The sequence below is a fragment of the Burkholderia sp. 9777_1386 genome (genome assembly GCF_015712265.1).
GTDB lineage: Bacteria > Pseudomonadota > Gammaproteobacteria > Burkholderiales > Burkholderiaceae > Burkholderia > Burkholderia cenocepacia.
In genome coordinates this window covers 81,462-107,739 of sequence record NZ_JACCQB010000020.1, presented here as the reverse complement: position 1 = coordinate 107,739, position 26,278 = coordinate 81,462, and the positions used below count along the sequence as shown (strand labels likewise).

20 protein-coding genes are annotated in these 26,278 nt (G+C 68.9%); 11 read left to right on the top strand and 9 right to left on the bottom strand.

All coding sequences use genetic code 11. From position 1 onward, the window contains the following. The 6 genes from H0X91_RS17425 to H0X91_RS17400 all read left to right on the top strand — a co-directional run. Positions 1 to 606, top strand: a 606-nt coding sequence (locus H0X91_RS17425) for a hypothetical protein (RefSeq protein WP_230877961.1), incomplete at its 5' end; no start/stop codon positions are given. A 123-nt stretch (positions 607 to 729) separates the two neighbouring features. Further along, positions 730 to 1,731 carry an FHA domain-containing protein gene (locus H0X91_RS17420; protein ID WP_034178667.1) on the top strand — a complete coding sequence of 334 codons (1,002 nt, stop codon included), beginning with the start codon at positions 730 to 732 and terminating at the stop codon, positions 1,729 to 1,731. After that, complete coding sequence (locus H0X91_RS17415; RefSeq protein ID WP_058903555.1) at positions 1,728 to 5,780, top strand: TOMM system kinase/cyclase fusion protein; 4,053 nt, start codon at positions 1,728 to 1,730, stop codon at positions 5,778 to 5,780. The genes H0X91_RS17420 and H0X91_RS17415 overlap by 4 nt, the downstream gene beginning before the upstream one ends. A gap of 34 nt (positions 5,781 to 5,814) precedes the next feature. After that, entirely contained in the window at positions 5,815 to 6,159 is a 345-nt protein-coding gene (locus H0X91_RS17410) for a BMA_0021/BMA_0022 family TOMM bacteriocin (protein WP_006488524.1), read from the top strand. 16 nt (positions 6,160 to 6,175) lie between these two features. After that, on the top strand, positions 6,176 to 6,538 hold the full coding sequence (locus H0X91_RS17405; protein ID WP_058902467.1) for a BMA_0021/BMA_0022 family TOMM bacteriocin: 363 nt from the start codon (positions 6,176 to 6,178) through the stop codon (positions 6,536 to 6,538). Positions 6,539 to 6,631: 93 nt separating this feature from the next. Continuing rightward, positions 6,632 to 8,872: a TOMM precursor leader peptide-binding protein gene (locus H0X91_RS17400; RefSeq protein WP_058902468.1), complete on the top strand. Its 2,241-nt coding sequence runs from the start codon at positions 6,632 to 6,634 to the stop codon at positions 8,870 to 8,872. A 67-nt stretch (positions 8,873 to 8,939) separates the two neighbouring features. Here the strand turns inward: H0X91_RS17400 and H0X91_RS17395 are convergent, their stop codons facing one another. The 5 genes from H0X91_RS17395 to H0X91_RS17375 form a co-directional block, all read right to left on the bottom strand. Continuing rightward, positions 8,940 to 10,031: a porin gene (locus H0X91_RS17395; RefSeq protein WP_058902469.1), complete on the bottom strand. Its 1,092-nt coding sequence runs from the start codon at positions 10,029 to 10,031 to the stop codon at positions 8,940 to 8,942. A 177-nt stretch (positions 10,032 to 10,208) separates the two neighbouring features. Continuing rightward, entirely contained in the window at positions 10,209 to 10,931 is a 723-nt protein-coding gene (locus tag H0X91_RS17390) for an SDR family NAD(P)-dependent oxidoreductase (protein WP_058902470.1), read from the bottom strand. Then, positions 10,909 to 12,030 (bottom strand): 2,3-butanediol dehydrogenase, encoded by a 1,122-nt coding sequence (locus H0X91_RS17385; RefSeq protein ID WP_196433169.1) that lies wholly within the window; start codon positions 12,028 to 12,030, stop codon positions 10,909 to 10,911. Before H0X91_RS17385 ends, H0X91_RS17390 begins: the two co-directional genes overlap by 23 nt. A gap of 1 nt (position 12,031) precedes the next feature. Next, a complete protein-coding gene (locus H0X91_RS17380; RefSeq protein ID WP_006488522.1) occupies positions 12,032 to 13,336 on the bottom strand; it encodes an MFS transporter in 1,305 nt (434 codons plus the stop codon). 18 nt (positions 13,337 to 13,354) lie between these two features. Continuing rightward, positions 13,355 to 13,888, bottom strand: coding sequence for a 2,4'-dihydroxyacetophenone dioxygenase family protein (locus tag H0X91_RS17375; protein WP_006488523.1), 534 nt, complete (start codon positions 13,886 to 13,888; stop codon positions 13,355 to 13,357). A gap of 179 nt (positions 13,889 to 14,067) precedes the next feature. Between H0X91_RS17375 and H0X91_RS17370 the strand changes: the two genes are divergently transcribed. After that, entirely contained in the window at positions 14,068 to 15,048 is a 981-nt protein-coding gene (locus tag H0X91_RS17370) for a helix-turn-helix domain-containing protein (RefSeq protein WP_034203091.1), read from the top strand. Positions 15,049 to 15,143: 95 nt separating this feature from the next. Here the strand turns inward: H0X91_RS17370 and H0X91_RS17365 are convergent, their stop codons facing one another. The 4 genes from H0X91_RS17365 to H0X91_RS17350 all read right to left on the bottom strand — a co-directional run bounded on the left by H0X91_RS17365 (position 15,144) and on the right by H0X91_RS17350 (position 19,954). Further along, positions 15,144 to 16,709, bottom strand: coding sequence for a GMC family oxidoreductase (locus tag H0X91_RS17365; protein ID WP_058902472.1), 1,566 nt, complete (start codon positions 16,707 to 16,709; stop codon positions 15,144 to 15,146). Between the two features lie 158 nt (positions 16,710 to 16,867). Further along, positions 16,868 to 17,836 (bottom strand): helix-turn-helix domain-containing protein, encoded by a 969-nt coding sequence (locus tag H0X91_RS17360; protein ID WP_196433168.1) that lies wholly within the window; start codon positions 17,834 to 17,836, stop codon positions 16,868 to 16,870. A gap of 203 nt (positions 17,837 to 18,039) precedes the next feature. Then, positions 18,040 to 18,906, bottom strand: coding sequence for a hypothetical protein (locus tag H0X91_RS17355; RefSeq protein ID WP_196433167.1), 867 nt, complete (start codon positions 18,904 to 18,906; stop codon positions 18,040 to 18,042). 100 nt (positions 18,907 to 19,006) lie between these two features. Continuing rightward, a complete protein-coding gene (locus tag H0X91_RS17350; RefSeq protein ID WP_196433166.1) occupies positions 19,007 to 19,954 on the bottom strand; it encodes an aldo/keto reductase in 948 nt (315 codons plus the stop codon). A gap of 355 nt (positions 19,955 to 20,309) precedes the next feature. Between H0X91_RS17350 and H0X91_RS17345 the strand changes: the two genes are divergently transcribed. From H0X91_RS17345 to H0X91_RS17330, 4 genes are read left to right on the top strand one after another with little or no spacing between them, the layout of a single operon-like run. After that, positions 20,310 to 22,814: a type VI secretion system Vgr family protein gene (locus H0X91_RS17345; protein WP_006482337.1), complete on the top strand. Its 2,505-nt coding sequence runs from the start codon at positions 20,310 to 20,312 to the stop codon at positions 22,812 to 22,814. Between the two features lie 13 nt (positions 22,815 to 22,827). Continuing rightward, complete coding sequence (locus H0X91_RS17340) at positions 22,828 to 23,730, top strand: DUF4123 domain-containing protein (RefSeq protein ID WP_196433165.1); 903 nt, start codon at positions 22,828 to 22,830, stop codon at positions 23,728 to 23,730. A gap of 56 nt (positions 23,731 to 23,786) precedes the next feature. Then, a complete protein-coding gene (locus H0X91_RS17335; RefSeq protein ID WP_062885099.1) occupies positions 23,787 to 24,464 on the top strand; it encodes a DUF3304 domain-containing protein in 678 nt (225 codons plus the stop codon). A gap of 36 nt (positions 24,465 to 24,500) precedes the next feature. Continuing rightward, positions 24,501 to 26,234 carry a T6SS phospholipase effector Tle1-like catalytic domain-containing protein gene (locus H0X91_RS17330; RefSeq protein WP_196433164.1) on the top strand — a complete coding sequence of 578 codons (1,734 nt, stop codon included), beginning with the start codon at positions 24,501 to 24,503 and terminating at the stop codon, positions 26,232 to 26,234. Positions 26,235 to 26,278: the final 44 nt, after the last annotated feature.

Sequence of the window (26,278 nt, the reverse complement as noted above, 5' to 3'; positions counted from 1 at the left end):
ATGGTGGGGCGGGGCGTGCGACGAGGCGGCCGTTGGGGGCGTTCCTGCGATGTCGTGGGTGAATCGATCCCGGCGACCGGGCGGGCGCGATGCCGGATCCGGTGTCGCGGCCGTTCGATCGACGCCTCCCGATGCATGGTCGTGCGGATACACCTGCGTTTGCCGACTACCCCGCGAGACATCCGCCGCGATGCGGCGGGATTCATGAATAAGTTAAACAGGGAAGGTTATAAAAACGCCGTAGAAAACTATTTTAAAAATCGAAACGGTTTTATTTTATTTTCCACCGTGCAAACAAGAATTCCGCGTTGGCAAAGGTCATTAATCCGACTCCGTCATTCAATGTCATCGTGTCGGCCATGGCGCATGGATCACGGCAGAGCGAGCCGCGATGAAGAATTTCGACCCTTTATCCGTCATCCGAAAATTCATCGAAAAGGTAAGGCATTGCAATATAAAATCGTTATCCAGGTATGCCGGTTGCGGAGCACGATTTTATTTGGCAGGATTTTCATCGGGTTGCCAGGCTTTAAAACAACAAAGCGATCGACCATTCAATTTGCCGAAATAACGCGCGACGCTTGGGCGACCCTTGCAGGAAGCTGACCAGAAAAACAGGTAACGAGGCGGCGAACGGGCGGCACTGTTCGCGATCATTGAAGCAATCGCTTGCCCGGCAGCGTCGATGCGTCACTCGAACGATCCGGGCGAATCCGACACGGGGCGGCCATGGCGATACTCAAGAACGACGCTTCCGGAGACGCATGCCTGCTCCGCGCGTATCACGTGTTCGGCCGCGACGACGCGCGCTGCGACACGGTCATCCGGGACGGCTCGGTGTCCCGCGTCCACGCCCATATCCGCTGGGTCGGCGGGCTCTGGGAGCTCCACGATCACAGCAGCAACGGCACGTCGGTATCGGGCGTCTCGCTGCGCGACGGCGAGCATGCGGTGCTGCAGCAAGGCGACGTGATCCGCTTCGGCAGGGCCGGCATCGCGCCGTGGCGCGTCGAGTCGCTCGACGATCCGGCCGATACGCTGTGGCCGATCCGCGGCGCCGCCGCGCCGATCGTGCTCGCGCCATGCCAGATCCTGCCGGCGCCTGCCGCGCAGCCGGTCACGATCGTTCGTTCGCCGGCCGGCGAATGGCTGTGCGACGACACGTTGCCGCCGCGCGCGCTGCATGACGGCGACGAAGTGTCGACCGGCGACTTCGCGTGGCGCCTCGCGCTCGCGCGCCACGGCTCGACGGTGATGCTCGCCGCTCCTGCCGATCCGGCCGCGCCGGCGCAATTGCTCGAATTCTTCGTCAGCCGCGACGAGGAGCACGTGCGCATGCTGCTGCATGTCCGTGGCGGCGTGGTCGACCTCGGCGAACGCGCCCATCACTACAGCCTCGTCACGCTTGCCCGCGCGCGCTCGGCCGACATGCAGGCCGGCTACGACGCCGCCACGCAAGGGTGGATCGAACTCGACCGGCTCGCGCGCATGCTCGGCATCGACGCGTCCCATGTCAACGTGCAGATCCATCGCGCCCGGAGCCAATTCGCGGCGCTGCCGGGGTTGGGCGCGAGCCAGCTCGTCGAGCGTCGGCGCGGCAGCGTCCGCTTCGGCGATGTGCCGTTCCGGATCATGCGCGGCGAGCATCTCGAATGCGAGTCGGTGCCGGCCGTCGGGCCGCGTCTCGGCGTGCCGCGCGCGGTGCCGGGCCCGGTCGTCCATTGCCCGTGAACGCGGGAGAACCGGCCGTGCTACCGACCGCGTCTCACCCCGCCGTCCGCCCGGACGCACCAGAACCGTCGAAGCGCGCGGCGCCTTTCGCGACGCTCGCCGGCAAATGGCATTACCGGCTCGGCGCGCTGCTCGGCGAAGGCGGCAACGGCGTGGTGTTTCGGGCGACCTGCGACGAGACGGGGCACGCCGTCGCGCTCAAGCTGATGCGCGACGACGCCGCGCTGGTCGCGCCGGAGCGGATGCGACGGCGGGCACGCTTTCGGCGCGAGACGAGCCTGTGCGAGGCGCTGCGGCATCCGAACATCGTGGCGCTGCTGGACCAGGGCGAGGCGCCCGACGGGCGGCTGTTCGCCGTATTCGAACTGGTCGAGGGCCGGACGGTGCGCGACCGGCTCGCGGCGGACGGGCCGCTGTCGGCCATCGACACCGGGCGGCTGATGACGCAGGTGCTCGACGCGCTCGCGGCCGCCCATCGGCGCGGCATCGTGCATCGCGATCTGAAGCCGCAGAACATCGTGATCGCGATGGCCGACGACGGGCCGCACGCGAAGCTGCTCGATTTCGGCATCGGCGCGTTGCTGCCCGGCACCGAAGACATCGCGCGCCAGACCGCGACGCTCGCGACCGAGGTGCTCGGTTCGCCGCCCTACTGCGCGCCCGAGCAGTTGCGCAACGAGCCGCCGACGCCCGCCAGCGACCTGTATGCGTGGGGCCTGATCGTGATCGAATGCCTGACGGGCGAGGTCGTCATGCAAGGCGCAAGCGTGGCCGAGATCCTCTATCAGCAACTGAGCCCGGTGGATGTGGCGCTCCCGCCGTCGATCGCGGCGCTGCCGCTCGGCGCGGTGCTGCGGCATGCGCTGAACAAGAATCCGCGGCAGCGCGCCGCGTCGGCCGAGGCGCTCGCGGCGCAGTTTCGTGCGCTCAACTTCGCCGCGCTCGTCGGCCAGTTCGACGCCGGTCGCGCCGGCCGGCACGCGCGTTCGCGACCGCTTGCGCCGCGCGGCGAGACGATCGCGGAGGTGGGCGAGTACCGGCAGATCACCACCCTGTGCTGCTGCGTGACGATCGCCGGAGAGGGCCGCCGGCGCCATGCCGGAACCGAGCACGGGATGGTGCTCGACGGCTACGAGGAACAGTGGCTGACGAAGTGCGCCGATATCGCCGTCGGTTACGGCGCGCATGTGGGCGGACGGCTCGGCGACACGCTGCTGTTCCATTTCGGCCTGCAAGGCGACATCGACCGGCCCGCCCGCCGGGCAGTGCGGGCGGCGCTCGACATGGTGCGCGTCGCCGAGCGCGCGCGGCTGCCGGTGCCGCCGGCCGCCGGCGGCCGTGCTGCTGCCGGCGCGGAAGAAGGCTGGCGGGTCGAAGTGGCCGCCGCGATTCACGTCGGGCAGGTGCTCGCGCAGGCGTCGCACATGTCGGGCGTGTCGACGCCCGCCGCGGCATCGCGGCTGTTGCGGCTGGCCGGTCCGGGACAGATTCTGATCAGCGACGATGCGCGGCTCGTGCTCGAACGGCATGCCGATTCGCGGCCGACCGCGTTGCGGCTCGCGCGCGCGGGTGTCGTGTCGCAGCCGGTTCATGAACTGCTCGGCGAGCGGCACGCCGATACGCCGTTCGATTCGCTCGATGCCGGCAGGCGCACGCCCATGGTGGGCCGCGCGCGCGAGCTCGACGCGTTGCTGCGCGCGTGGCAGGACACGCACGAGCGGCATCGTCGCGCGAGGCGCGGCGAGCCGGCGCCGCCCGGCGTGCCGCGGCTGGTGATCGGCGATGCGGGCTTCGGCAAGTCGCGGCTCGTGCACGAGCTGTGCGAGGCCGTGCGGACCCGCGGCCATGCCTTCGCGCAGTGCGGCTGCCTGCCCGAACGCGAGAACCACGCGTTGTTTCCGGTCCTGCGGTTCATCGCCGCGCACTGGCAGGTCGACGCCGATCGCGCGCCCGGCGCGGCGCTCGCGGCGATCGACGCGATGATCGCGCCGCTCGATTGCGACCATGCGGCGGCGCGTGTCGCGCTCGCGACCTGGCTCGGGCTGCCCTGCGATGCGAACGGGCTGCTGTGGTCGAGCGCGCGCGAGCAGCACGCGCTGTTCGACGTCCTCGAGCAACTGATCGTGTCGCTCGGCAACGGCGCGCCGGTGCTGCTCGTGATCGAGGACGTTCAGTGGCTCGATCGCTCGACCGAGGAGTTTCTCGCGTATCTGCAGCACTCGCCGCGCGCAGCGGCACTGTGCATCGTGCTCACGTCGCGCCCCGACAAGCTCGCGCGCTGGCGCGGCGCGACCGATCGCGTGGTGCTGCGCCGCCTGCCGCGCGACGACGCACAACGTCTGATGTCGGCGCATCTGGGCCCGGGCGCGTTCGATCCGGTGTGGCTCGACCGGCTCGCCGATCGCACCGCCGGCATTCCGCTGTTCATCGAGGCCGTCGCGCGCGAGCTGACGGTGAGCGGCGCGGACGGTCCGCTCGCGGGGCCTGCGGCAACGGACCCGTATCCGCTGCCGCTCAGCCTCGGTGGCATGCTCGGCCTGGCCTTCGACCGGATCGACGACGCGCGCGACACTGCGCAGCTCGCCGCGACCATCGGGCTCGAAGTGGATGCGCAATTGCTCGCCGACGCGTCGCCGCACGATCGGGTCACGCTCGACGCGCATCTGCGGCTGCTGCTCGAGGAGCGGATCGTGTATGCGCAACATCGGCGCGACCGCGTGTTCTATGCGTTCCGCCATGCGCTGATTCGCGACGCCGCATACGAATCGATGCCGCCCGCGGTGCGGCGCGGCAACCACGCGCGCGTCGGCCGTGCGCTGCTCGCGCAGGCCGATCGCGGCGCCGGGGCGCATGCGTTCGGCGTCGCCGGACACTTCGCGCGCGCCGGCGCGTGCGCGGACGCGATCGCGCACGGCATCGACGCGGCGCGCCGCGCGCTCGAACGTTCGCGATACGACGATGCGATCCGTTACGGGCAGGCCGTGCTCGATTGGCTCGCCACCGCCGATCACGCGCAGCGCGAGCACGACCGCGCGCGCATCCGCGCCACGTTGACGCACGCGACGATGGCGCGCTTCGGCTGGGCCGATGCGCAGGTACGCGAGCATGCGGAACAGTTGCTGCGGCAGACGCAGACGCTCGACGACCCGGAGCTCGAGATCAGCGCGTTGTGGACGCTGTCGACCTACTACCACGTCGCCGGCGACCGCGCGACCGTGCGCCGGATCGGCAAGCGGCTCGACACGCTCGCGACCGAGCGCGGCGAGGCGGGCGTGCAGGTCGCGGCGGACGCGATGCGCGGCATGAGCCTGTGGGTCGACGGCGACTATGCGCGCGCGCGTGCCGCGTTCGACGCGGTGCTGGCCGGTTACGACGTGCGACGCGACGCGGGGCACCGGCGCATCCTGGGGCTCGATACGCGCGCATGGACGATGGCGTCGCTCGCCAGCGTGCGCTGGTGCATGGACGACGATCCTCAGCCGGCGCTCGCGATGGCGCACGAAGCCGTGTATCGCGCGACCTGCCTCGATCATCTGCCGACGCTCGGCGTCACGATGATGTACCTCGCGCGCACGCATCAGCTCGCGGGCGATCGCGACGCGGCGCGAGCGGTGTCCGAGGCGATTCTCCGCCTCGCGGACGCGCACCGGCTGCGCGCGGTCGGGCACTACGCCGCGATCATTCACGCGTGGACGCAACGCGATCGCGCGGGCGTCGTCGCGCATCTCGACGCGCAGCGGCAATCGGGCGGCCTGCTCGGGCTGACCTACTACGCGTCGCTGCTGGCCGAACTGGATGCCGAACGCGGCGACCATGACGCGGCGCTCGCGCAGATCGGGCAGTGCCTCGCCTGGTGCGAATCGAGCGGCGAACGGTATTACGAAGCACAACTATTGCTGAAGCAGGGCGAGTACTTGTGCCGGGCCGATCCGCGTTGCGGCGGCGTGGCCGCGCTGGACGCATGTCGGCGCGCAGTCGAAATTGCAACGACGGCGGGCATGGGCCGCATCGCCAGGCTCGCCGAAGCGACGTTGCAGTCGTTGCCGTAAGCAGTTCAAACCCGTCATTCAGGAGAGCAGACCGATGAGCAAGGATCTTCGATTACCGACGTACGAACAGTTTCTCGAATACCGCGCGACCGTCATCCGGGCGATCGCCCTCGCGTGGCATTCGCCGGCGTTTCTCGACAAGCTCGAGGCCGATCCGGTCCACGCATTGCGCGAGCAGTTCGACTATCACTTCCCGTTCAAGCTCGACCTGAAGGTGCAGCTCAAATCGTCGGAATGGACGCCGACCGTCAACGGCGACTGGACGGCCGGCCAGAAAAACAGGCTCACGCTGTACCTGCCGCCCGCGCCGGCCGACGAGACGCAGTTCGCGCAGGCGCTGGCCGCGTACAACGCGGACCACATCACCATCATGGAATGACTCCGGGGAAACCGACATGGCAAAGGACAACGCGAATCCGACGCTCGAATCGATGCTGGAGTTTCAGAAGGTCTATCTGCGTGCGATCGCGCTTTCGTGGCGCGACCCGGCGTTCAAGGAAGAATTGCTGGAACGGCCGCTGGATACGCTCGCGAAATACTTCGGCTATCAGTGCCCGTGGATCATCGACATCGATATCGAGAAGACGGGCGGCGATCATGGCTGGACGAGCGACGGGAAAGGCGGCGGGAGCTGGAACCTGCCGCGCAACGTGATGACGGTCGGCATACCGGAGCAGCCGGTGCACCTGGACGAGGAGGCCGTGGCGCTCGCGGCCTACTGCGACGCGGGGCCGTGTTACCTGTTCACCTGCTGTTGACCGGGCGCGGCCGACCCGCGCACCGTCACGCGGCCCGGAGCGGTTGCCCGGGCCGCGCGACGTTTGTCCGACCCGTCGCACGGAGCCCGATGCATGCTCGATGATCTTTCGCGCGTATTGCGCTTCAAGCCGCACTTGCTCGTGCTCGATGCCGGGCCCGAGACGCTGTTCGTCGTCGACGAATTCAAGCGCGCGATGCTGTCCGGCGCGATCTTCGTGCGGATCGCCGCGTGCCTGCGAGCGCGCATGACGATTGCCGAGATCGTGACGTCGCTGGCCGGCACGTTCGGCGAATGGGACGTGCTCGCGCGGCTCGACCATCTGGTGCGGCGCGGCTACGTGCGCGCCGATCCGCCGCACGGCGACGATGCGGCGCGCGGCTATTTCGAGCGCGCCGGGCTCGACGGCGACGCGGCGTGCGCGCGCGTCGCGCAACTGCGGGTCGCGGTGGAGACGTTCGGTGCGGACGGCGCGCCGCTCCGGCGCGCGCTCGACATGGCCGGTATCGGCATCGCCAAGGAAGCCGAACTGACCGTCGCGATCGTCGATACGCACGACCGCGACGATCTCGCCGCATGCGCCGCCCGCGTGGCGGCGCGCGGCGGTGCGCTGCTCGTCGTCGCGGCCGGCGGTGTGCAGACGCTGATCGGGCCGTTGCTGGCCGGCGGCGTCGACGCGCTTGCCGATGCGCCGTGCGTCGAATGCGTGCGCTACTGGATTCGCGTCAACCGGCCGGTCGAGGCGCTGCTGGCGCGCCATCATGGCCGCGACGCGACGCATGTGCCGCCGGCCGCCTCGCGAGCCGGGGCCGCGGCGGCGGCCGCGCTCGTGGCCGCGACGGTCGAGCAGATCGCGGTCAACCGCGCGGTCGCGGAGCGTTTGCAAACGCATATCGTCGCGCAGCGCCTTGACACGCTGACCGTCGAACGGCACCGCGTGGTCAGGCGGCCGCAATGCCCGTGCTGCGGCCATCCATTGTGGATGCGCGAGCAGGCGGCGCGTGCGCCGCGGCTCGCCGGGCCTGCGCCGCTGGCGCGCGCGGACGGCGGCTACCGGACCGCCGATCCGCAGCAGGTGTTCGCGCGCCACGCGCACCTGATCTCGCCGGTCAGCGGCGCGATCGCGTATCTGCATCCGATGCCGAAGCGGCACGCGGGCCTGCGCAAGGTCTATGCGTCGGGCTTTCTCGTGTGCCCGGCCGCCGTACCGGACAGCAACCGGTTCGACAGGCTCTGCTCCGGCAAGGGTCGCACCGACGAGCAGGCCCGCACCAGCGCGCTGTGCGAGGCGCTCGAACGCTTCAGCAGCGTGTATCAAGGCGACGAGGCAACGGTGACCGGCAGCATCGACGGCCTGCGCGCCGATCCGGCTTGCGACGCCGAGCCGATCCACGTGAACGCGCTTCAGCAATTCAGCGAACGGCAATTCGACGCGCGCGACGCGATCAACGCATTGACGCGCGATGTCCGCAAGCAGGTGCCGCCGCGCTTCACGTCGCGCGACGTGATCGACTGGACGCCTGCGTGGTCGCTCGTCGACGGTCGGCGCCGTCTCGTGCCGCTGAGCTATTGCTACGCGGAAACGCCCGACAGTGCGCGGGCGCCGGCCGCCTGCGTGCACAATCCGAACGGCTGCGCGGCGGGATCGAGCCTCGACGAAGCGATGCTGCAAGGCATGCTCGAGCTGATCGAGCGCGATGCGGTCGCGATCTGGTGGTACAACCGGATCGAACGCCCCGGTATCGATCTCGCGAGCTTCGCCGATCCGTACTTCGACGCGCTCGTGCACGAATACGCGACGTTCGGATGGCGTGTGTGGGCGCTCGACATCACCACCGATCTCACGGTGCCGACCGTGGCCGCGCTCGCGGAAAATCTGCAGGACGGACGTTTCTCGATCGGTTTCGGCTGTCATCCTGATGGCAGGATCGCGGTGCAGCGGGCACTGACCGAGGTCAACCAGTTGCTCGATATCGCGGCGGATGCGCCCGATCCGTGGGATCGCGAGATGCTTTCGTCGACGGGATTTCTGTATCCGGCGCCAGGCACGCCCGCCACGACGCATTCGACGTGGCAGCCGCTCGATATCGCGTCGTTGCCGGCGGCGATCGCGCATTGTGTCGGGCGGATCGCGGCGGCCGGGATGGACGTGCTCGTCGTCGACAAGACGCGGCCCGACATCGGCTTGTCCGTGGTGCAGGTGATCGCGCCCGGGCTGTGCCATTTCTGGCCGCGTTTCGGCGCGCGGCGGCTTTATTCGGTTCCGGTGGCGCTGGGTTGGCGTGCGCGGCCGTGCGACGAAACGGCGCTGAATCCGGCGCTGCTGTTTCTGTGACCTGCGCGCGCAATCGTGTTGTCGTCGAACCGCGCGGGCTGCCGGAACGTCGACAGCCCGCGCCGGATCAGAACCGCGTACTGAACCCCACCCGCGCGATCGACTGCAGCGCGCCGCTCGATGCGCCGTTCGCATCCATCACGCCGTTGATCTGGGCATTGCTGCCGTGGCTCGCGCGTTGATGCACGCCGGCCGCGTACACCATCGTGCGTTTCGACAGCCAGTACTGGACGGCGGCGAGCAACTGGTGCGCGTGCGCGTTGTCGAGCGTGTCGTTGCCTTTCATGTACGTGTAGCTCGCGCCGATCACCCATACCGGGGACGGCCGCCACGCGGCACCGGCTTCCGCCGACCACGCCCCCGCGCCGTTCCGCGCGTTGTGCACGGTCGTGACGAGCGCCTTGCCCGTGACCGTGCCGACCGTGTAGTGCACGCCCGCGCCCCAGTTGCGCACGCTGGTGGGCGGCAGCCCGCCGGCCGCGCCGTATTTCTGGTTCGTATAGGCGACGCCCGCGCCGAACGGGCCGCGATCGTAGCTCGCGCCGATGCTGACCGTGTTGTTCGCACCGATCGATCCCGCGACGTTGCCGAAGCCGTACAGCGCGCCGACAGTCAGGCCCGACAGCGACGGGCTCGTGTACTTGACCGAATTCGCGACGCGATTGCTGCCCGCGACGCGGTCCCAGTCGAATGCGCCGGTCGGGTTGTTCGGCAGCGCGAGCCGGTCGAACGGCCCGTTGCGAAAGCCGTACAGGCCGACGAGATCCTGCGCGATCTCGTTGCCGCTGGCGGCCAGCGCATCGACCATGAATTCGTACTGGTTGCCGAGCGTCAGCGTGCCGTACCGGTCGTTCTGCAACCCGACATAGGCCGTGCGCGCGAACAGCCCGCCGCCGATGATCGAGCCGTTGCCGAGCGAATACTGGTTGACGAGCCGGAAGATCGCGCGCGTGCCCGCGCCGAGATCCTCCTTGCCTTCGAAGCCGAGCAGGTTCGGAAAGAAGATGTTGTCGTCGAATTTCGCGGCGCCGTGGCCGCCCTGGTTGCTGACGTAGCTGATGCCGGCATCCATCAGCCCGAACATCGTCACGCTGCTCTGGGCGAATGCCGCAGCCGGAAGCGTGCAGGCCGCGAGGGCCAGAAAGGTCTTTTTCGTCATCTCCAAAGTGCTCCTCACATGATCCGGTCGAGCCGGATATTTTTTAATGGGACTACTGATTGATATGAAGAAACGGGAACCGAGCGAACCCGGTTCGGCGACGGTCACGGGAAGCCGTGACGTGCAACGCGCCTCGGCAGGTCCGCGTCGATCCGTCGATGCGCGACGTGTCGAGCGCTAGACCGTCGAATACCCGCCGTCCACCGGCACGACCGCGCCGGTGACGAACGACGCGCCGGGCGAGCACAGGAACAGGATCACTTCCGCGACTTCGTCGGTCGTGCCCCAGCGCCCGAGCGGCGTGCGCTCGACGATGCGGCGCGACGCCTGCGTGTCGGCCATCAGCGCGCTGCTGAGCGGCGTGTCGATCCAGCCCGGCGCGACCGCGTTCACACGGATGCCGTGATCGGCCCACGCCTGCGCGAGCGAACGCGTGAGCTGCGCGATGCCGCCCTTGCTCGCGCTGTACGCGGGCCGGTCCTTGCTGCCGAAGTACGTGTACATCGACGCGATATTGACGATGCTGCCGCCGGTGGCCGCCAGCGCGGGCAGCGCGGCGTCGGAGGCCCGCATCACCGACGTCAGGTTCACGTTCAGCACGTGCTCGAACTGGTCCATCCGGTATTCGTCCGCGTGGCGGCTGATGCCGACGCCGTTGACGAGCGCGCCGAGCCGCGGCAGCCCGGCGATCGTGCGCGTCAGTGCCGCGCCGTCGGCCACGTCGAGTTCCACGCACCGGATGCGGTCATGCACCGGCGCGTGCGGACCGGCGGCGTCGAGCCCGAGCGCGACGACCGACGCGCCGGCCTGCGCGAACCGCAGCGCGGTGCGCGCGCCGATGCCCGACGTGCCGCCCGTCACCACGACGGTCTGCCCGTCAAACGCCCACTGACGATTCATGTTCGGCACTCCCGATGGTGGTGGCGCGACGGGCTGGCCGCTGCGCGGGTGAAACGAGGATCTTGATCTGCGTGCGATCGGCGAGCAGCGCGTCGAAGCCGTCGGCGACGGCGTCTTCGAGCGACACGGTGCGCGTGACGATCGACGTGAGGTCGAGCGCGCCCGACGCGACGATGCGCAGCAGGTCTTCGTACGCATGCCGATAGCCGACGCTCGCGGTGAAGGTCAGTTCGTCGTTGACCGCGCGGAACGCGTCGAAACCCGCGTGCGGCATCAGGCCCACCATCACGACGCGGCCGCCCTTGCGCAGTGCCCGCATCGCTGATGCGAACGTGGCCTGCAATCCGGCCGCCTCGAAGCTCGCATCGACGCCGAGCCCGCCCGTGGCCGCGCGAATCGCGTCCTGCAGCGCGGACGCATCGAGCCCGCGCGCATCGAACGCATGCGTCGCGCCGAAGCGCGTGGCGGCCGCGAGCCGTTCGGGCGACACGTCGACGGCGACGATCGTCGTCGCGCCCTGCCGCTTCGCGAGCATGATCAGCAGCAGGCCGATCGGGCCGAGCCCGAACACCGCGCAGGTCTCGCCGAGCCGCAGCTCGCTGCGTCGCAGCGCGTGCAGCGCAACGGCGGCCGGCTCCATCACCGCGGCCTGTTCGAGGCTCACGCCGTCGGGCAGGCGATGCAGCATGTAGGCGGGCACCACCGCGAAGTCGGCCATCCCGCCGTCGCCCATCAGCCCGGCGAAGCCCATCGACACGCACAGGTTGTACGACCCCGCGCGGCAGTACGCGCACTGGCTGCAGCGATACTCGGGCTCGACCGCGACGCGGTCGCCCGCGCGCAGCGTCGTCACGCCTGCGCCGACTTCGACGACGGTGCCGCAGAACTCGTGGCCGAGCGTCAGCGGCGCGGTGCGGCGCGACAGCGGATGCGGCGCGTCGACCGGAATCGCGTGCGGGCCGTCCGCATATTCGTGCAGGTCGCTGCCGCAGATGCCGCAATACGCGACCGCGATGCGCACGTCGCCGGGGCCGACGTGCGGCGTGTCGATTTCCACGAGACGGACGTCGCGCGGGCCATGCCATTGAAGTGCGCGCATGTCAGCGTCCTCCGAGGTTTTGCGTATCGAGGCGGCCGGCCGCGGCGCCGGCGAGCGCGCGCTTGCGCAGCACGGCCGGCGCGGTTTCGACGAGGCCGAACGACAGCACGCACGCGAGGATCGCGCCGGTGGTCGACGTCCACATCGCGAACTGCAGGCCGTACTTGTCCGCGGCGAAGCCGGCGACGGTCGGTGCGACGAAGCCGCCGATCAGCTCGCCGGCGCCCATGATCAGCCCGAGCGCGCTCGCGATCGCGCGCGGCGGCACCGTCTCGGCCGGGATCGTCGCCATGAACAGCGTGAAGCAGCCGAGGCCCGTGTACGTGACGAACACCAGCGCGCCGAGCGCCCAGACGGAGCCGACGTGGATCAGCACGACCGGGCACACGGCCGCGATCAGCGCGAACGCGATCATCGTCGGCTTGCGGCCGATCCGGTCGGAGATCGCCGGCACCGCGAAGCCCCAGAACACCCACGCGGCGCCGAGGCAGGTCATCACGACGCCCATGTCGGCCGGCGACAGGTGGCGGCTTTCCACGAGGAATACCGGCGCGAACGAGATGATCACGACGAACCACGTGAGGAAGAAGCAGCTGATCAGCACGCAGAGCAGGATGTTGCGCTCCTTCAGCAGCGCCCAGCGGCTGACCGTCGCACCGCCGGCGGCCGGTGCCGCGGTGGTGTCGGCCTGCGCGTGGCGCACGCCGCCGGGCGGCACTTCGCGCACCCAGCGCCAGATGCAGAACGCGATCAGGAAGCCCGGAATGCACGACACGTAGAACGCCTCGCGCCAGCCGTACGCGGTGGCGATGCCGATCACGACCGGCGGGCCGATCATCGCGCCGAGCAGGCCGGCGGCCGAGCCCTGCAGCAGGCCCATGTTCAGCCCGCGGCGGCTCGGCGTCGAACTTTCGACCATCAGCGATTGCGACAGCGGCAGCACCGGCCCTTCGGCGATGCCCATCAGCGCGCGAAACGCGATCAGGCTCGCGAAGCCGCCGACGAGGCCCGACAGCGCCGAGCACACGGAAAAGCCGAGCACGGCCGCGATCAGCAGCGGCTTGCGGGTGCCGCGCGCGTCGGACCATGCACCCGTGGCGGCGCCCGACAGCGCCCATGTGAGTGCGAGCGCGGACGACACCATGCCGAGCTGCGTGTTCGTCAGGTGCAGCTCGGCCGACATGAACGGAAACAGGAACGACAGCGCGAGGCGGTCGAAGAACACGAAGCCGAACGTCATGAACAGGATCAGCAGCAGCCTGTTCTCGTACGTCCAGGCGGGCCGGGAGGAGGACGGGGAAGTCATCGTGAGCCTCGCCGCGCGTCAGCGGAACAGCTTCTCGATCGCTTGCGCGCCGAGGCCGACCTTCTCGTAATGCGCCTTGCACATCGCGATGTACGAGTGCACGTCGAAGTAGCCGTCGGGATTGCCTTCGTCGTCGAGCCAGATCAGCGGGCCCTTGACGATGAAGAACGCGCGCATCGGCTCGGGGTGATCGAACGCGACGAGCGTGTGGCCTTCGCCCGGCGTCTCGTACACGAAATCGCCGCGCGTCGCGGTCCATTCGTGTTCCAGGTAGCCCCATTTCCCGGACAGCGTGTACGCGAACACCTCGTGCGGGTGATAGTGCCGGTTCACGAGCCCGGCTTCCTTCGCCATCAGGATGTCGCACCATTTGTTCTGCGACGGCGAGATCCACAGCGGCCGCGATGAAACCGTTTCGGTGAACGGAACGTAATAGCGCTCGTCGTCGGTGGCCGCGTTCGGGATGTAGGCTTCGGGCAGCGCATCGGGCTTGAACGGATTGGCAATCGCCGGGATGTTTTGCCAGAATTCGGATACGGCTTTGTCGACCACGGTGTGTCTCCTTGTATGTAGGGGTGTCGTGGGCTCGACTTTAGCCAGCCGGTGCGCGCCGCTCTTGACTGGGCTGGACGAATTGCTTGACCGCGCCGGACATTGCATCGCACCAGGATCCAGACGAACCATCCCCCAATCCGTGCCGCTCCGCACGACAGGCGCCAGCAGGAGGCGACGTGACGAATTCGACCGTTTTTTCACGCACGCGAGGTTCGACGGCCGACGTGCCGGCGCGCGACAGGATGGCGTACTGGGATGCGTTCAACGCGGCGACGCTGGTCGGCCTGCGCTGCTCGTCGCTGTCGCCGGCCGGGCTCGAAGTGGAGAAGACCGACATCGCGCTGCCGGGCCTCGGCATCGCCGACATCAGCGGGCAGGATCACGTGATCGAGCGCAGCCCAGCGCTGGTGCGCCAGTTGCCGAAGGAATCGCTGTTCGCGTGCCAGATCCTGAGCGGGCGCGCGTATTTCATCCAGCGCGACCGGTGCCTGCTCGCGGAAGCCGGCGATGTCGTCGTCTACGACACGCGCGTGCCGTATCTGTTCGGATTCCTGACGCCGATGCGGCAGTTGCTGATCGATATCCCGATCACGACGCTCGACGACCGCCTCGATGCGGAGCTGGCCGCGCTGCCGCTGCGGATCGCGCCGAAGCCGGGTGCGGGCGCGATGCTCGGCGCGACCTTGCGCGCGAGCGTCGAGCGGTTCATGAAGGCGCCGGTCGAGCGCGACGCCGCGCGGTTCGCCGAGCACACGCGCACGCTGATCGCGGCGCTCGTCGATGCGGAGGTGAACGGCGCGGGCGCATCGCGCGCGTCGCTGTCGTACCTGCTGACCGCGAAGCAATACATCGCGACGCATCTCGGCGAACCGGAACTCGGGCCGCAGGCCGTCGCCGATGCGGTCGGGCTGTCGCTGCGGCATCTGGGGCGCCTCTTCGCGGCCGAAGGCGAGTCGATCACGCAGCACATCTGGTCGGAGCGGTTGTCGCACGCGCATCGCGAACTGACCGACGCGCGGCTGCGCAAGACGAGCATCGGCGAGATCGCGTTTCGCTGGGGGTTTTCGAGCCAGGCGCACTTCAGCCGCGCGATCCGCGAGCGCTACGGCGCGTCGCCGATGGCGCTGCGCGACGCGGCGCGTGACGCCGCGGGCTGACGCCGGTTTTCCGACAGGTCGACGGCGGCGCGTGCATCACGCGCCGTCTGCGTTTTCGGCGCGGCGTGCTGCAGCGCACACGCACGTGCATTGCGTCACGCCGTCAACATGAACGCCGCGCAGCGCTCCGCGATCATGATCGTCGGCGCGTTCGTGTTGCCGGACACGATGCGCGGCATCACCGATGCATCGCAGATCCGCAACCCGTCGACGCCTTGCACGGCGAGACGCGGCGTGACGACCGCGTGCGCGTCGCTGCCCATGCGGCACGTACCGGCCGGGTGATAGACGGTTTTCGCGCGACGCCGCACGTAGTCGGCGAGCGCGGCGTCGGTCAGCGTCTCGGCTTCGCGCACGAGGCGGGCGAGCGACGGCGCGCGGAGAATCTGCCGCGCGAGCCTGACGCCGCGCACGAGGCCCTCGACGTCGGCCGGGTCCGACAGCGCGCCGCTGTCGAACAGGATCGGCGCGGCCGGATCGTTGCCGCGCAGTTGCACGGTGCCGCGCGAGCGCGGCCGGAGCAGGCACGGGTTGATCGACAGGCCGTGGCCGGGCAGCGGGGCGCGGTCGACGTCGCCGACGAGCGTCGGCAGCACGTGGAACTGGATGTCCGGGCGGCCGCCGCCGGTCGTATCGACGAACGCGCCCGATTCGACGACGTTCGACGTCAGCAGGCCGGAGCGGCACAGCATCCATTGCAGCCCGTGCCGCAATGCCCGCCACCCGCGATCCTCGCCGAGCAGGCTGACCGGCGCCTGGGTGCGGCCGTAGATCGATACCTCGAGGTGATCCTGGTAGTGCGCGCCGACGTCGCGGCTGTCGTGCAGCACGTCGATGCCGTGCGCGTGCAGGTGCGCGCCGGGGCCGATGCCCGACAGCATCAGCAGCTTCGGCGTGCTCAGCGCGCCGGCCGCGAGCACGACGTCGGCGCGCGCGGCGGCCGCTCCCGTCGCGCCGCTCGCGGTGCGCCATTCGACGCCGCTCGCGCGGCGCCCGTCGAACCGGATGCGCGTCACGCGGCAGCCGGTCAGCACGCGCAGGTTCGGATCGGCGATCGCGTCGGCCAGATAGGTGGCCGCGGTGCTGCCGCGCTGGCCGTCGAAGATCGTCGTGTGATAGAAGCCGACGCCATGCTGCGCGGCGCCGTTGAAGTCGTCGTTGTACGCGATGCCGGCTTCCTGCGCGGCCTTCACGAACGCGAGGCTCAGCGGATGCCGGAAGCGCGTGTCGCCGACCTTCAACGGCCCGTCGGTGCCGTGGAACGGCTCGGACAGCCGCAGATGCGATTCGGCGCGCTTGAACACCGGCAGCACGTCGTCCCAGCCCCAGCCGGTGCAGCCGAGCGCGGCCCAGTCGTCGTAGTCGTCGCGCGTGCCGCGCACGTACAGCATCGCGTTGACCGAGCTGCCGCCGCCGAGCGTGCGGCCCTGCGGCACGTAGGTCTTGCGTCCCGCGGCGCCCGGCTGCGGCTCGCTCTCGAACGTCACCGTCCGTTGCGTGCCGAGCACGCGGATGAACGTCGCCGGAATCCGGATGAACAGGCTGTCGTCCTTCGGGCCGTCCTCGAGCAGCAACACGCGCCGGCCGGCCTTCACCAGCCGGTGCGCAACCGTGCAGCCGGCCGAACCGCCGCCGACGACGATGTGGTCGTACGTCTCCATCCCGCTTCTTCTCCTTGCTGTCGGGCGGCGGAACGAATGCCGCCGCGCAGGAAGCCAGCTTAGCGAGCGGGTTGCGGCCCGATTTGACCGACGCGGACGCCGTGCTTGCCTCGGCGGGACATGCCGCGAGCGGCGGTGCAAGGAGCGGGTGGCAGCGGTTAGCGCGTGTCGGCCGGCGCGCGCGTGTCGCTTGGCGTTTCGCCGAACCGCGCGCGATAGCTGCGGCTGAAGTGCGCGCTGTTGTTGAAGCCCCAGCGGAACGCAATTTCGCTGACCGTCAGGTGCTTCAGCGACCGGTCGCGCAGGTCGGCGCGGCAGCGTTCGAGCCGCCGCGCGAGGATGTAGCGCGTGAGCGGCGTGCCTTCGATCTCGAACACGCGGGCGAGCTGGCGCGGCGACAGGTTGATCGCGCGGCTGACCGACCGGCTGTCGAGATCGTCGTCGGTGAGATGGCTGTCGATGAACGCCTTCGCGCGCGACAGCGTGTGGACCGTCGATTTCGTCGGCGACGCGTCGCCGTCGCGCAGCCGCAGCATCGACTGCACGAGCTCGAGGATCGCGGCGGCGCGCCGTTCGCGCGCGTCGGGCGTCGGCTCCTGCGGCGCGGCGAGCAGCGCAACCACCTGCCGCACGGCCCACGACGCGACCCCGTCGTCGCGATCGATCTTGACGAGGCTGCGGTAGCGCCACGGGGCGACGCGGGCTTCGAACACGTCGCGCGGCACGTCGAGCACGGTCATCGCCATGTCGGCGGGAAAGCCGTGACCGTACGGCATCGACGTGTCGTACAGCACGAGGTCGCCGGGCCCGTGCTGCATGCAGTCGACGTCCTGGAACGTATAGCCGTGCCCTTCGTGCATCAGGCAGATGAACACGGCGTCGCGCTGGTCGGCGTGGATGTTGTGCGACGTGCGCACGACCGCGTGCCGGTTCGCGACGATGTCGCACGCGCGGAACAGCCCGAGATCGCGTTTGCGCAGCGACGCATCGATCCCTTCGGACGACTTTCCGCTGCATTCGATCCGCACGAGCGTGCGTGCGACGTGGTCGACCCAGAAGTCGACGCGCTCGGCGCCGCGTACGGCGCGCGTCGAGATCGTGGCGATCTCCGTGCTGGTGTCCGGCATGACGTTCTCCCGATGACGGCCCGAGCGGCGCAGTCTCGGGCACGCCGAACGTCGCGGTCAATCCGTGAAAGACCCGGGACATGCGCGTGACGCGCTTGCAGCGGGGCGCGGCGCGCGATTGCGCGATCGATGGCCGTCCGGGTCAACGAAAGCGGCCGTGCGAGTCAAGACACGTATGCGGCTTTGGGGTAGGCGTGGCCGGCTTACTTCGGCTTCGACGCGGACGACGGCAGCCCGAGCGACACGTCCTCCGCGTAGCCCATCTTGCCGTCGCGGAATTCGACGCTCACGTGGTCCGCCCGGTGCGCGCCGGTGACGTTCGCGTAGATCGACGTCATCACCATCCCCGCGTCGCAGTCGAGCGCGATGGTGCGATCGACGCGCCCCGTCGCGATGTTCACGGCCCGTATCGACTGCATCGCCACGCCGCACTTGTCGGACCGCGCGTAGACGCCGACCAGCATGTGCGTCTTGGTGCGATACCACATCGGGATATCGACGCTGCCGTCGAGTTGCAGGTGCGGGTCGTCGGTGTCGTTCAGCCGCCCGACTTCGTTCAGCGTGATCGGCAGCGTCTTGCGGCCGTCGTCCCACGTGCCGGTCGCCGCTTTGCCGCTGACGGTCAGCGCGATCGGGCAAGGCTTCGGTCGTGACGGCGAGGCGGCCGGCACGACCGGCGCGTCGGCGTTCGATGCGGGCGACGACGCTTCGCACAGCGTCAGGCGGCCGTCGGGCTCGCGCTGGCCGCGCAACGGGATCGGCTTGCGATGCGCGTCGTAATAGTAGCTGCCGTCGACGCGCCAGCGGCCCGCGTCGTTGTGGTTGATCGCGTCGTAGGTCTGCAGCGACACGTGCACCGGCGCGTTGCCGATCGCGCCGGTGTAGTTCGCGATTTCGTACCAGCCCGCGAACGATACGGCCGGTGCGCAGGCGAGCAGCGCGGCGATCGTCGTGGCGAGCGGACGGACATGACGGGCAGCACGGGAGCGGCGGGCAAGGTGGATCATCGGCGGTTTCTTATGCGTGGTTTTGATTCGGCGCGAAGAAGCCCGGTCGAGCCCCGCGGCCATCGGATGCTCGCCATTGTATCCATCCGCCCTGCGCGAATCGCGGGCAGGCCGTGGAGCCGCCTGCCCGTGCGATTCCATCGGCTTGCCGCCGCGGCGGACTTCAGGGGGCGCTGGCTTCGTCGATCCGGCGGATGTCGTCCTGATCGAGCGTGACGCGGATCGCCTCGCCGAGCAGCGCGAGCTGCGCGAGCGACGTCGCGCTCGCGATCGGCGCGGTGATCGTCGGCCGCGCGATCTGCCACGCGAGCGCGATCGCGGCCGGCTGCGTATTGTGCTTCGCCGACACCGCGTCGAGCGCGGCGAGGATGCGCAGGCCGCGCGCGTTCAGATAGCCGGCGACGCGATCGCCGCGCACGCTCTTCTTCAGGTCGGCTTCGCTGCGGTACTTGCCCGACAGGAACCCGCTCGCGAGCGCGTAGTAGTTGACGACGCCGAGCTTCAGGTCGCGCACGACCGGCTCGAGATCGCGTTCGTAGTCGGCGCGGTCGAGCAGGTTGTATTCGGGCTGGATGACCTGGTAGGCGGGCAGCCCGTCGCGCGCGCTGATCGCGGCGGCCTCGCGCAGGCGTGCGCCGCTGTAGTTCGACGCGCCGATGATGCGCACCTTGCCCGCGTCGATCAGCGTCTGATACGCGCCGAGCGTTTCTTCGAGCGGGGCCGTGTCGGCGAGATCGCGGTGGGAGAAATACAGGTCGATGTACTCGGTCTGCAGGCGGCGCAGCGAATCGTCGACGGCCTTCAGGATGTTGTCTTTCGACAGCCCCGCGCGCGCGTCGAGCAGGCCGACCTTGGTCGCGATCACGACCTGCTCGCGCTTGCCGGAGCGCTTCAGCCACTTGCCGATGATCGTTTCCGATTCGCCGCCGTGATTGCCGGGAACCCAGGCCGAATAGACGTCGGCCGTGTCGATGAAGTTGATGCCGGTGTCGGCGAGCGCGTCGAGCAACGCGAACGATGCGTTTTCGTCGACGGTCCAGCCGAAGACGTTGCCGCCGAACGCGAGCGGCGAAACCTGGATGCCGGATGTACCGAGGGTGCGATGTGCCATGTTCTGCTCCGTAAGCTGCGGGTGACGGGAGGGACTGCGGGACGTGAAGCCGGTCGCGTTGAGACGGCGAAGCGCATGGCGAGGTTCCGCCGCCGGCGCAGCAACCGGCGGGTTTCGCGCGCGTGCGTCGGGATGCCGGACGAGGCGACGTCATCATGGCGGCGACGTCCGTTCGAGCACCGGCTCCCACGCGCGCAACGTGCTGTATTTATTACCGATTTTCCGTGCCGGGACAGGGAAATGACGTAGGGCGTCAACGTTGTCGCGCTGCGTTGTCTACGATATCCTTTCATCCCAAAATTAGGGATGGCAGCGGGCCGTTTCCATACGAACGAAAAATCATTCTGAGGCGGTCATGGCTGACCTGGCGGCATTCATTCGAACCCCGTTTTTCCTGCAAGACAAACGCCTGCTCGCGCTGTCTTTTCCGCACGACGACGCACCGTCGGTGACCGACGCGTACGGGCGGCAACGTCCGGCGCGGCTGGTTGCCGAGCGTCTCGTCGCGCACGAAGGGCTGGGGATCGATTTCACGTTCGACGTGACGCTGCTGTCCAGCGAGGCGGGCATCACGCTGGCCGACATGCTGGGCAAGCTGCTCGCGGTGTCGATGGTGCGCCCCGACGGCGGCCTGCGTTATTTCACCGGCTATTGCACCGCGTTTTCGCTGGTCCGCAACGACGATTCGATTGCGGAATACCGCGCGGTGCTGCGCCCGTGGAGCCATTTCCTGCGGACTCGCGTGAACAACCGCCTGTTCCTCGGCCAATCGCTTCAGCAGCAGATCGGCACGCTGCTCGCCGATTACCAGGGGCTCGCGCCGTCGTGGGAGTGGCGCGTGCGCGGCGACGATCCGGCGCGCACGATGAACGTCCAGGGCGGCGGGCTCGGCGAAAGCGACTGGAACTACATCGTCCGCCATCTGGAAGCCGTCGGGTTCCTGTACTGGTGGGAGCACGACGAGAAAGGCCTGAAGCTGATCGTCGGCGACGACAGCACGGTGCAGTGCCCGGCCGTCGACGGCCGCTCGCCGGTGATCCGTTTCCAGACCCACGACGGCCCGATGGCCGCCGACGCCATTTCCCAATGGTCCGCGGTGCGGTCGTTGTCCGCCGGCAGCTACAGCGCGACCGCGTTCGATTTCAAGGCGCCGCATGCGGCCCATGCGCAGATTCCGACGCTGCATCCGCCGGGCGTCGCGCCGCAGGTCGAGCATCACGAGTACGTGGGGCACTACGGGTTCGCGAAGCAGACGCGCGCCGGCGATGCGCTCGCACGCGTGCGGATGGAAGAGATCGAGGCGGCCGCGACGCGTTTCGACGCGGCCGGCAACCATCACGGCATCCTGCCCGGCCGCTGGTTCCAGCTGTCCGATCACTTCAGCGCGGCGTCGGGTAGCCCGCAGGATCACGAGTACCTGATTCTCGAAGCCCGTCACGAAGCGGCGAACAATTACCTGCAGGCCGACGGCAAGCCCGAGTATCGCAACCGCTTCGTCGCGGGCCATCGACGTACGCCGTGGCGCCCGGGCCGCGGGTTCAACAGCGAACCGGTGCGCGTGCTGGCGCCGCAAACCGCGACCGTCGCCGGCGCGAAAGGGGCCGGCAGCGTCGACGTCGACGAATATGGCCGCGTCTGCATCGTCTATCACTGGGATCGTGCGGCGCAGATCAGCGCGCGGATCCGCGTGGCCGCCGGCTGGGCGGGCGGCGAGAAGGGCATGATCGCGCATCCGCGCGTGGGCAGCGAGGTGCTCGTGATGTGCCTCGACGGCAATCCCGATCGCCCCGTCGTGTCGGGCACCACGTACAACGCGGAACGGATGCCGCCGTGGGCGCTGCCCGACCAGCACGTGCTGACCGGCCTGCGCAGCCGCGAGCTGTCGGGCGACAGCGGCAACGCGGCGGGCGGGCGTTCGAACCACGTGCTGCTCGACGACACGCCGCAGCAGCTCCAGCTGAAGCTGCGCAGCGATACCGACGCGAGCGAGCTGACGCTCGGGCACAACGTCCGCATCGACGCGACCCAGGGGCGCACCGATCAGCGCGCCCGCGGCTTCGAATTGCGGACCGACGCGCATGGCGCGGTACGGGCGGCCAAGGGCCTGCTCGTCACCAGCGAGGCGCGCTACGACGCGCGTGCCCACGCGACCGACATCGGCGAGACCGTCGCCCGTCTCGACAAGGCGCACGACCTGCACGAGTCGCTGTCGGGTTCCGCGCACGACGTGAAGGCGCAGGAGTCCGGCGACCAGGATGCCGTCCACCAGGCGCTTCGCACGCAGAACGACGGCCTGAGAGGCAGCGGCGGCAATCCGCAGCAAGGCGAGTTTCCGGAATTCGCGCAGCCGTTTCTCGCGCTCGCCAGCCCGGCCGGGATCCTGGCCACGACGACGGGGTCGACCCATGTCGCGAGCGATCAGCACGTCGCGTTGACGAGCGGCGCCCACACGAGCATCGGTGCGGGCAAGAGCATGCTGGTCAGCGCGCAGCAGGCGGTGCGCGTCGCCGCGTTCGAGAAGGGCATCCGGCTCGTGGCCGCCGCCGCCGACATCGACATCCAGGCGCTGAAGGACAGCATCAACGTGCTGGCCAAGCTGGACGTGAAGGTCGATGCGAACCGCATCACCATCACCGCGAAGGAAGAAGTCCTGATCAACGGCGGCACCAGCTATACGCGCTGGAACGGCAGCGGCATCGTGCACGGAACCAAGGGCGAATTCACCGCGCATGCCGCGTCGCATACGTTCATCGGGCCGGACAGCCTGCCGGTGCCCGCGCGCGCGTTCCCGGGCACGGCGTGCGCGCCGTGCATGGTCAACGCGGCGTCGATGGCGTCGCCGTTCGCGGCCAAGGCGTGAGGCAGGGCAGCGCATGACGAATGACCCGATCGCCGCGCAGGCGGCCGACGCGCTGCAGGCGGCGCTGTCGTCGCAGGACGGGCTGCGCGCTTACGTCCTGATCGACGGTGCCTTGCTCGATACCTTGCCGGACGATGAGAAGGCGTCGTGGCCCGCGTTCGTCGCGGCTTCGCTGCTCGACGACGCCGACGACGAGGCGAGAATCGTCGGGCCGCTGCTGTTCGAATGGCAGCCGGGCGCCGACGGCGCCGATGCCGCGGACGCGATCGAGGCGCGCAGCATTCCATGGCCGGCGGCGAGCGTGCTCGTGTCGCCGCTGTCGCTCGCGCGACTGGCCGCGCATCTGGCGCCGATGGTGGACGTCCAGCTCGAGCAGATGGAGAGCGTGATGCTGATGCGCTTCTTCGATCCGCGCGTGCTGCCGTTCTGGCTCGACATGCTGCCCGCCGCGCATCGCGCGTATCTGGCGCAGGGTGTGCGGCACTGGATTCACCGCGATACCGCGCTGCAGCTTCGCACGGCGGACATCGCCGCGCCCGCCGACGTCAGGCCGGCCGCCGAATTTCCGCTGCAGTTGACCCAGGCGCAGGAGGACGAACTGCTCGCCGCGTGCTATCCGTACACGATGCTCGAGCGGCTGCGCGTCGAAAAGCCCGCGCTGCTGGCGTCGTTGCCGGCCGCGCGGCACTACGACTTCGTGCGCGACCAACTGGCGCGCTGCCGTGCGCACGGCGCCGACAGCGCGGCGTCGCTGCTGATCTATTGCGAACTGGCGTTGCGGTACGGCGCGCGCTTCGACGAGGATCCGGCGATGGCCGCCGTGTTCGACGCGGTGGCGCAGGGGCAGGCGTTTCCGGAGGCGCTGGCGCGGGTGCCGGCGGAAGACTGGCGGCGGATGCAGGAAGCGGCCGCGTGATGGCGCGTGCGCGACGCGACGCGAATGAAATCGACTGAAAGAGAAGGAAGTTCAATATGAACCGCTGCTGGATCACCTTGCTGTCCGTGATGGTTTTCTCCACGGCTGCCTGCAGCAAGAGCGTGAACGATGCCGAAAAGGACAGCTTGGCGCCGGGCGAAGTGAATAAATGGAACGACCCGAACTACGACGTCATCACCGCCGGGTCCTTCAACTATACGGATTACGACATCTACGGCGTCTATCTGCTGCCGCCCGACAAGAACAGCCTCGACGACGCGGCGAGCGCCGACGGCGCGCACGCCACGCCCCGGAATGCGAAGTACTGGTCCGGCGGGGGCGGCTCGCGCCCGAGTCTCGCGTGGGATTTCCGCTGGAAGACCCCGAAGACGTTCAAGGTGTGGTGGGAGCGCGTGGTCGACAAGCGCGCGATGGAAGCGTCGTCCGCGAACTACGACCCGTACACGCACCGGGAAACCCAGCCGGGGATGGCGTGGTGCGAAGGCGAGATCACGGTCACGCGGCCGCCCGTCAAGGACAAGAGCGGCGGCATCGTGCTGCACTTCTTCCCCGATGGCCGGGTGGAAGGCGACATGGATTTCGAAGTCGACGGCCCGGACCCGAAGGTGGCCCTGTCCAAGCGCGACGCGCAGCGCAAGCTGGCCGACCGCGCGTGCCTGAAGGAAATTCCCAATCCGTTCTATGGGCGCAAGAAGCCGGCCCAGTGGAATTGACGCCGGACACCTGATCGGAACAGGAGCGTAACCGCCATGAGCAATCCTCCCCTCATTCGACGCATCACCGATATCACGCCGGTCGAGGATTCGATCCGCCACGCGCACCGCGAGGCGCTCGATCCGCTGCGGGTCGAGCAATGCAAGGAGTGTCCGAAGCCCGTGTGGTTCACGGCCTTCTTCGATGGCACGGGCAACAACTACGGCGAGGACGGCAACGGCTCGACGGACGTCGCGAGAACCAAGTACAGCAACATCGCCAAGCTCGCGATGTTCGCCCATGTCCCGTTCAACAAGGCCAATCCGCGCACGATGGGCCGGTACGTCGAGGGCGTCGGCACCCCCTGCAGCAAGGTCGGCGATTCGGGCAAGGGTCTCGACGGCGTGTTGGGCATGGCGGCCGCGAGCAAGGGCGAGGCGCGCATCCGCTGGATGCTCCGCGAGCTCGAAAAACACGTGACGAACCACATGCCGGCCGTGAGCCAGATCAACGTGGCCGCGTTCGGTTTCTCGCGCGGCGCCACCGAGGCGCGCGCGTTCGTCCGCATGCTGACCGAGCAGCTGGCCGAGAACATCGGCGGCCGGCTCTGGTGGAACAAGAAGAACATGAAGGGGATGCGTCCCGAAGTGGTCGTCTACTTCATGGGCATCCTCGATACGGTGGCGTCGACGGGCTTCGGCGGCAGCCGACTGGAGAAGGCGGCGCCCTACATCGTGGGCGCGATCCTCGGGCCCGTCTACGGCGGCGTGCTGCACGGCATCGACAAGGGCGGCCATGCGGAATGGGCGAACGACATCCGCATTCCCGACTACGTCCGGCAATGCGTGCACTATGTCGCGTCGCATGAGGTCCGGGAGAAATTCCCCGGCGACTCGGTGCGCGAGGATCAGAAGCTTCCCGCGAACTGCCGCGAGGTGTATTACCCCGGCATGCACTCGGACGTGGGCGGCGGCTACGAGCGCAACTACCAGGAAGGGCGAACCAACGAACTGGCCAACGTCGCGCTGAACAATCTCTTCATCGAGGCCTGGAAGGCCGGCGTGCCGTTCCGCGAGCCGCAGGATGTCATGGAAACGGCCGGCGGGCTGTTCGCGATTTCCCGCGAGCTGGAGGCGGCCTGGAACGTGTACATGGGGCAGGGCAACGAGCGTCGCGCGGGCGTGGCGTCGAACAGCGACCGGCTCGAGTCGCAGATCGTCTGGCACATGAACCGCTACTACCAGTGGCGCGCCAGCCGCAGCCGGCGCCTGCACGACGGCCGGCTGAAGCCGCCGGGCGGCGTGGACCCCCACATGGCCATCACCGACGGCGAATGGAACGAAGATGCGGATGCCGTGCGTCGGGCCAACGGGGGCATCCTGACGCGGACCATCTCGGAGCAGTACAAGGCGATCGACGCGGCGACGCGGGTCACCGGCAACTGGCTGGGCGGCATCGATCCGGCGGCGCGCGCGACGTTCGACCGGTTCTTCGATCACTACGTGCACGACTCGATTGCGGGCTTCAAGAAGCAGATGGAAGACGGTTACGCCGGCTTCGCCGAAGCGAGCCGCTGGTCGGTCAACCGCCAGTACTTCATGGGCAAGCGCGGCAAGAAGTTCCTGTACTGGCGTTACGAGGGCGACAAGGCCGAGCAGGCCGCCACGCAACTCGCCAAGGCCGATCCGGCGAAGCAGCAGGACCCGATGGCAGCCAACGAGCCGCAGCTCGCCAGCAACCAGCCCGCGGCGGTTGGCGGCACGCTGCCCGACGCGACTTCGACGGCCTGACGCCGAACGCGATACCGGTCGCGACCGCGACCGGCTGACCTCAC

What these genes read in the sequence shown, in the direction of transcription:
- H0X91_RS17350 (WP_196433166.1), bottom strand. Translation starts at nt 19,954, where the DNA reads ATGGCACATCGCACCCTCGGTACATCCGGCATCCAGGTTTCGCCGCTC.
- H0X91_RS17340 (WP_196433165.1), top strand. Translation starts at nt 22,828, where the DNA reads ATGACGAATGACCCGATCGCCGCGCAGGCGGCCGACGCGCTGCAGGCG.
- H0X91_RS17410 (WP_006488524.1), top strand. Translation starts at nt 5,815, where the DNA reads ATGAGCAAGGATCTTCGATTACCGACGTACGAACAGTTTCTCGAATAC.
- H0X91_RS17365 (WP_058902472.1), bottom strand. Translation starts at nt 16,709, where the DNA reads ATGGAGACGTACGACCACATCGTCGTCGGCGGCGGTTCGGCCGGCTGC.
- H0X91_RS17390 (WP_058902470.1), bottom strand. Translation starts at nt 10,931, where the DNA reads ATGAATCGTCAGTGGGCGTTTGACGGGCAGACCGTCGTGGTGACGGGC.
- H0X91_RS17330 (WP_196433164.1), top strand. Translation starts at nt 24,501, where the DNA reads ATGAGCAATCCTCCCCTCATTCGACGCATCACCGATATCACGCCGGTC.
- H0X91_RS17355 (WP_196433167.1), bottom strand. Translation starts at nt 18,906, where the DNA reads ATGGCCGCGGGGCTCGACCGGGCTTCTTCGCGCCGAATCAAAACCACG.
- H0X91_RS17385 (WP_196433169.1), bottom strand. Translation starts at nt 12,030, where the DNA reads ATGCGCGCACTTCAATGGCATGGCCCGCGCGACGTCCGTCTCGTGGAA.
- H0X91_RS17380 (WP_006488522.1), bottom strand. Translation starts at nt 13,336, where the DNA reads ATGACTTCCCCGTCCTCCTCCCGGCCCGCCTGGACGTACGAGAACAGG.
- H0X91_RS17345 (WP_006482337.1), top strand. Translation starts at nt 20,310, where the DNA reads ATGGCTGACCTGGCGGCATTCATTCGAACCCCGTTTTTCCTGCAAGAC.
- H0X91_RS17400 (WP_058902468.1), top strand. Translation starts at nt 6,632, where the DNA reads ATGCTCGATGATCTTTCGCGCGTATTGCGCTTCAAGCCGCACTTGCTC.
- H0X91_RS17360 (WP_196433168.1), bottom strand. Translation starts at nt 17,836, where the DNA reads ATGCCGGACACCAGCACGGAGATCGCCACGATCTCGACGCGCGCCGTA.
- H0X91_RS17335 (WP_062885099.1), top strand. Translation starts at nt 23,787, where the DNA reads ATGAACCGCTGCTGGATCACCTTGCTGTCCGTGATGGTTTTCTCCACG.
- H0X91_RS17395 (WP_058902469.1), bottom strand. Translation starts at nt 10,031, where the DNA reads ATGACGAAAAAGACCTTTCTGGCCCTCGCGGCCTGCACGCTTCCGGCT.
- H0X91_RS17405 (WP_058902467.1), top strand. Translation starts at nt 6,176, where the DNA reads ATGGCAAAGGACAACGCGAATCCGACGCTCGAATCGATGCTGGAGTTT.
- H0X91_RS17420 (WP_034178667.1), top strand. Translation starts at nt 730, where the DNA reads ATGGCGATACTCAAGAACGACGCTTCCGGAGACGCATGCCTGCTCCGC.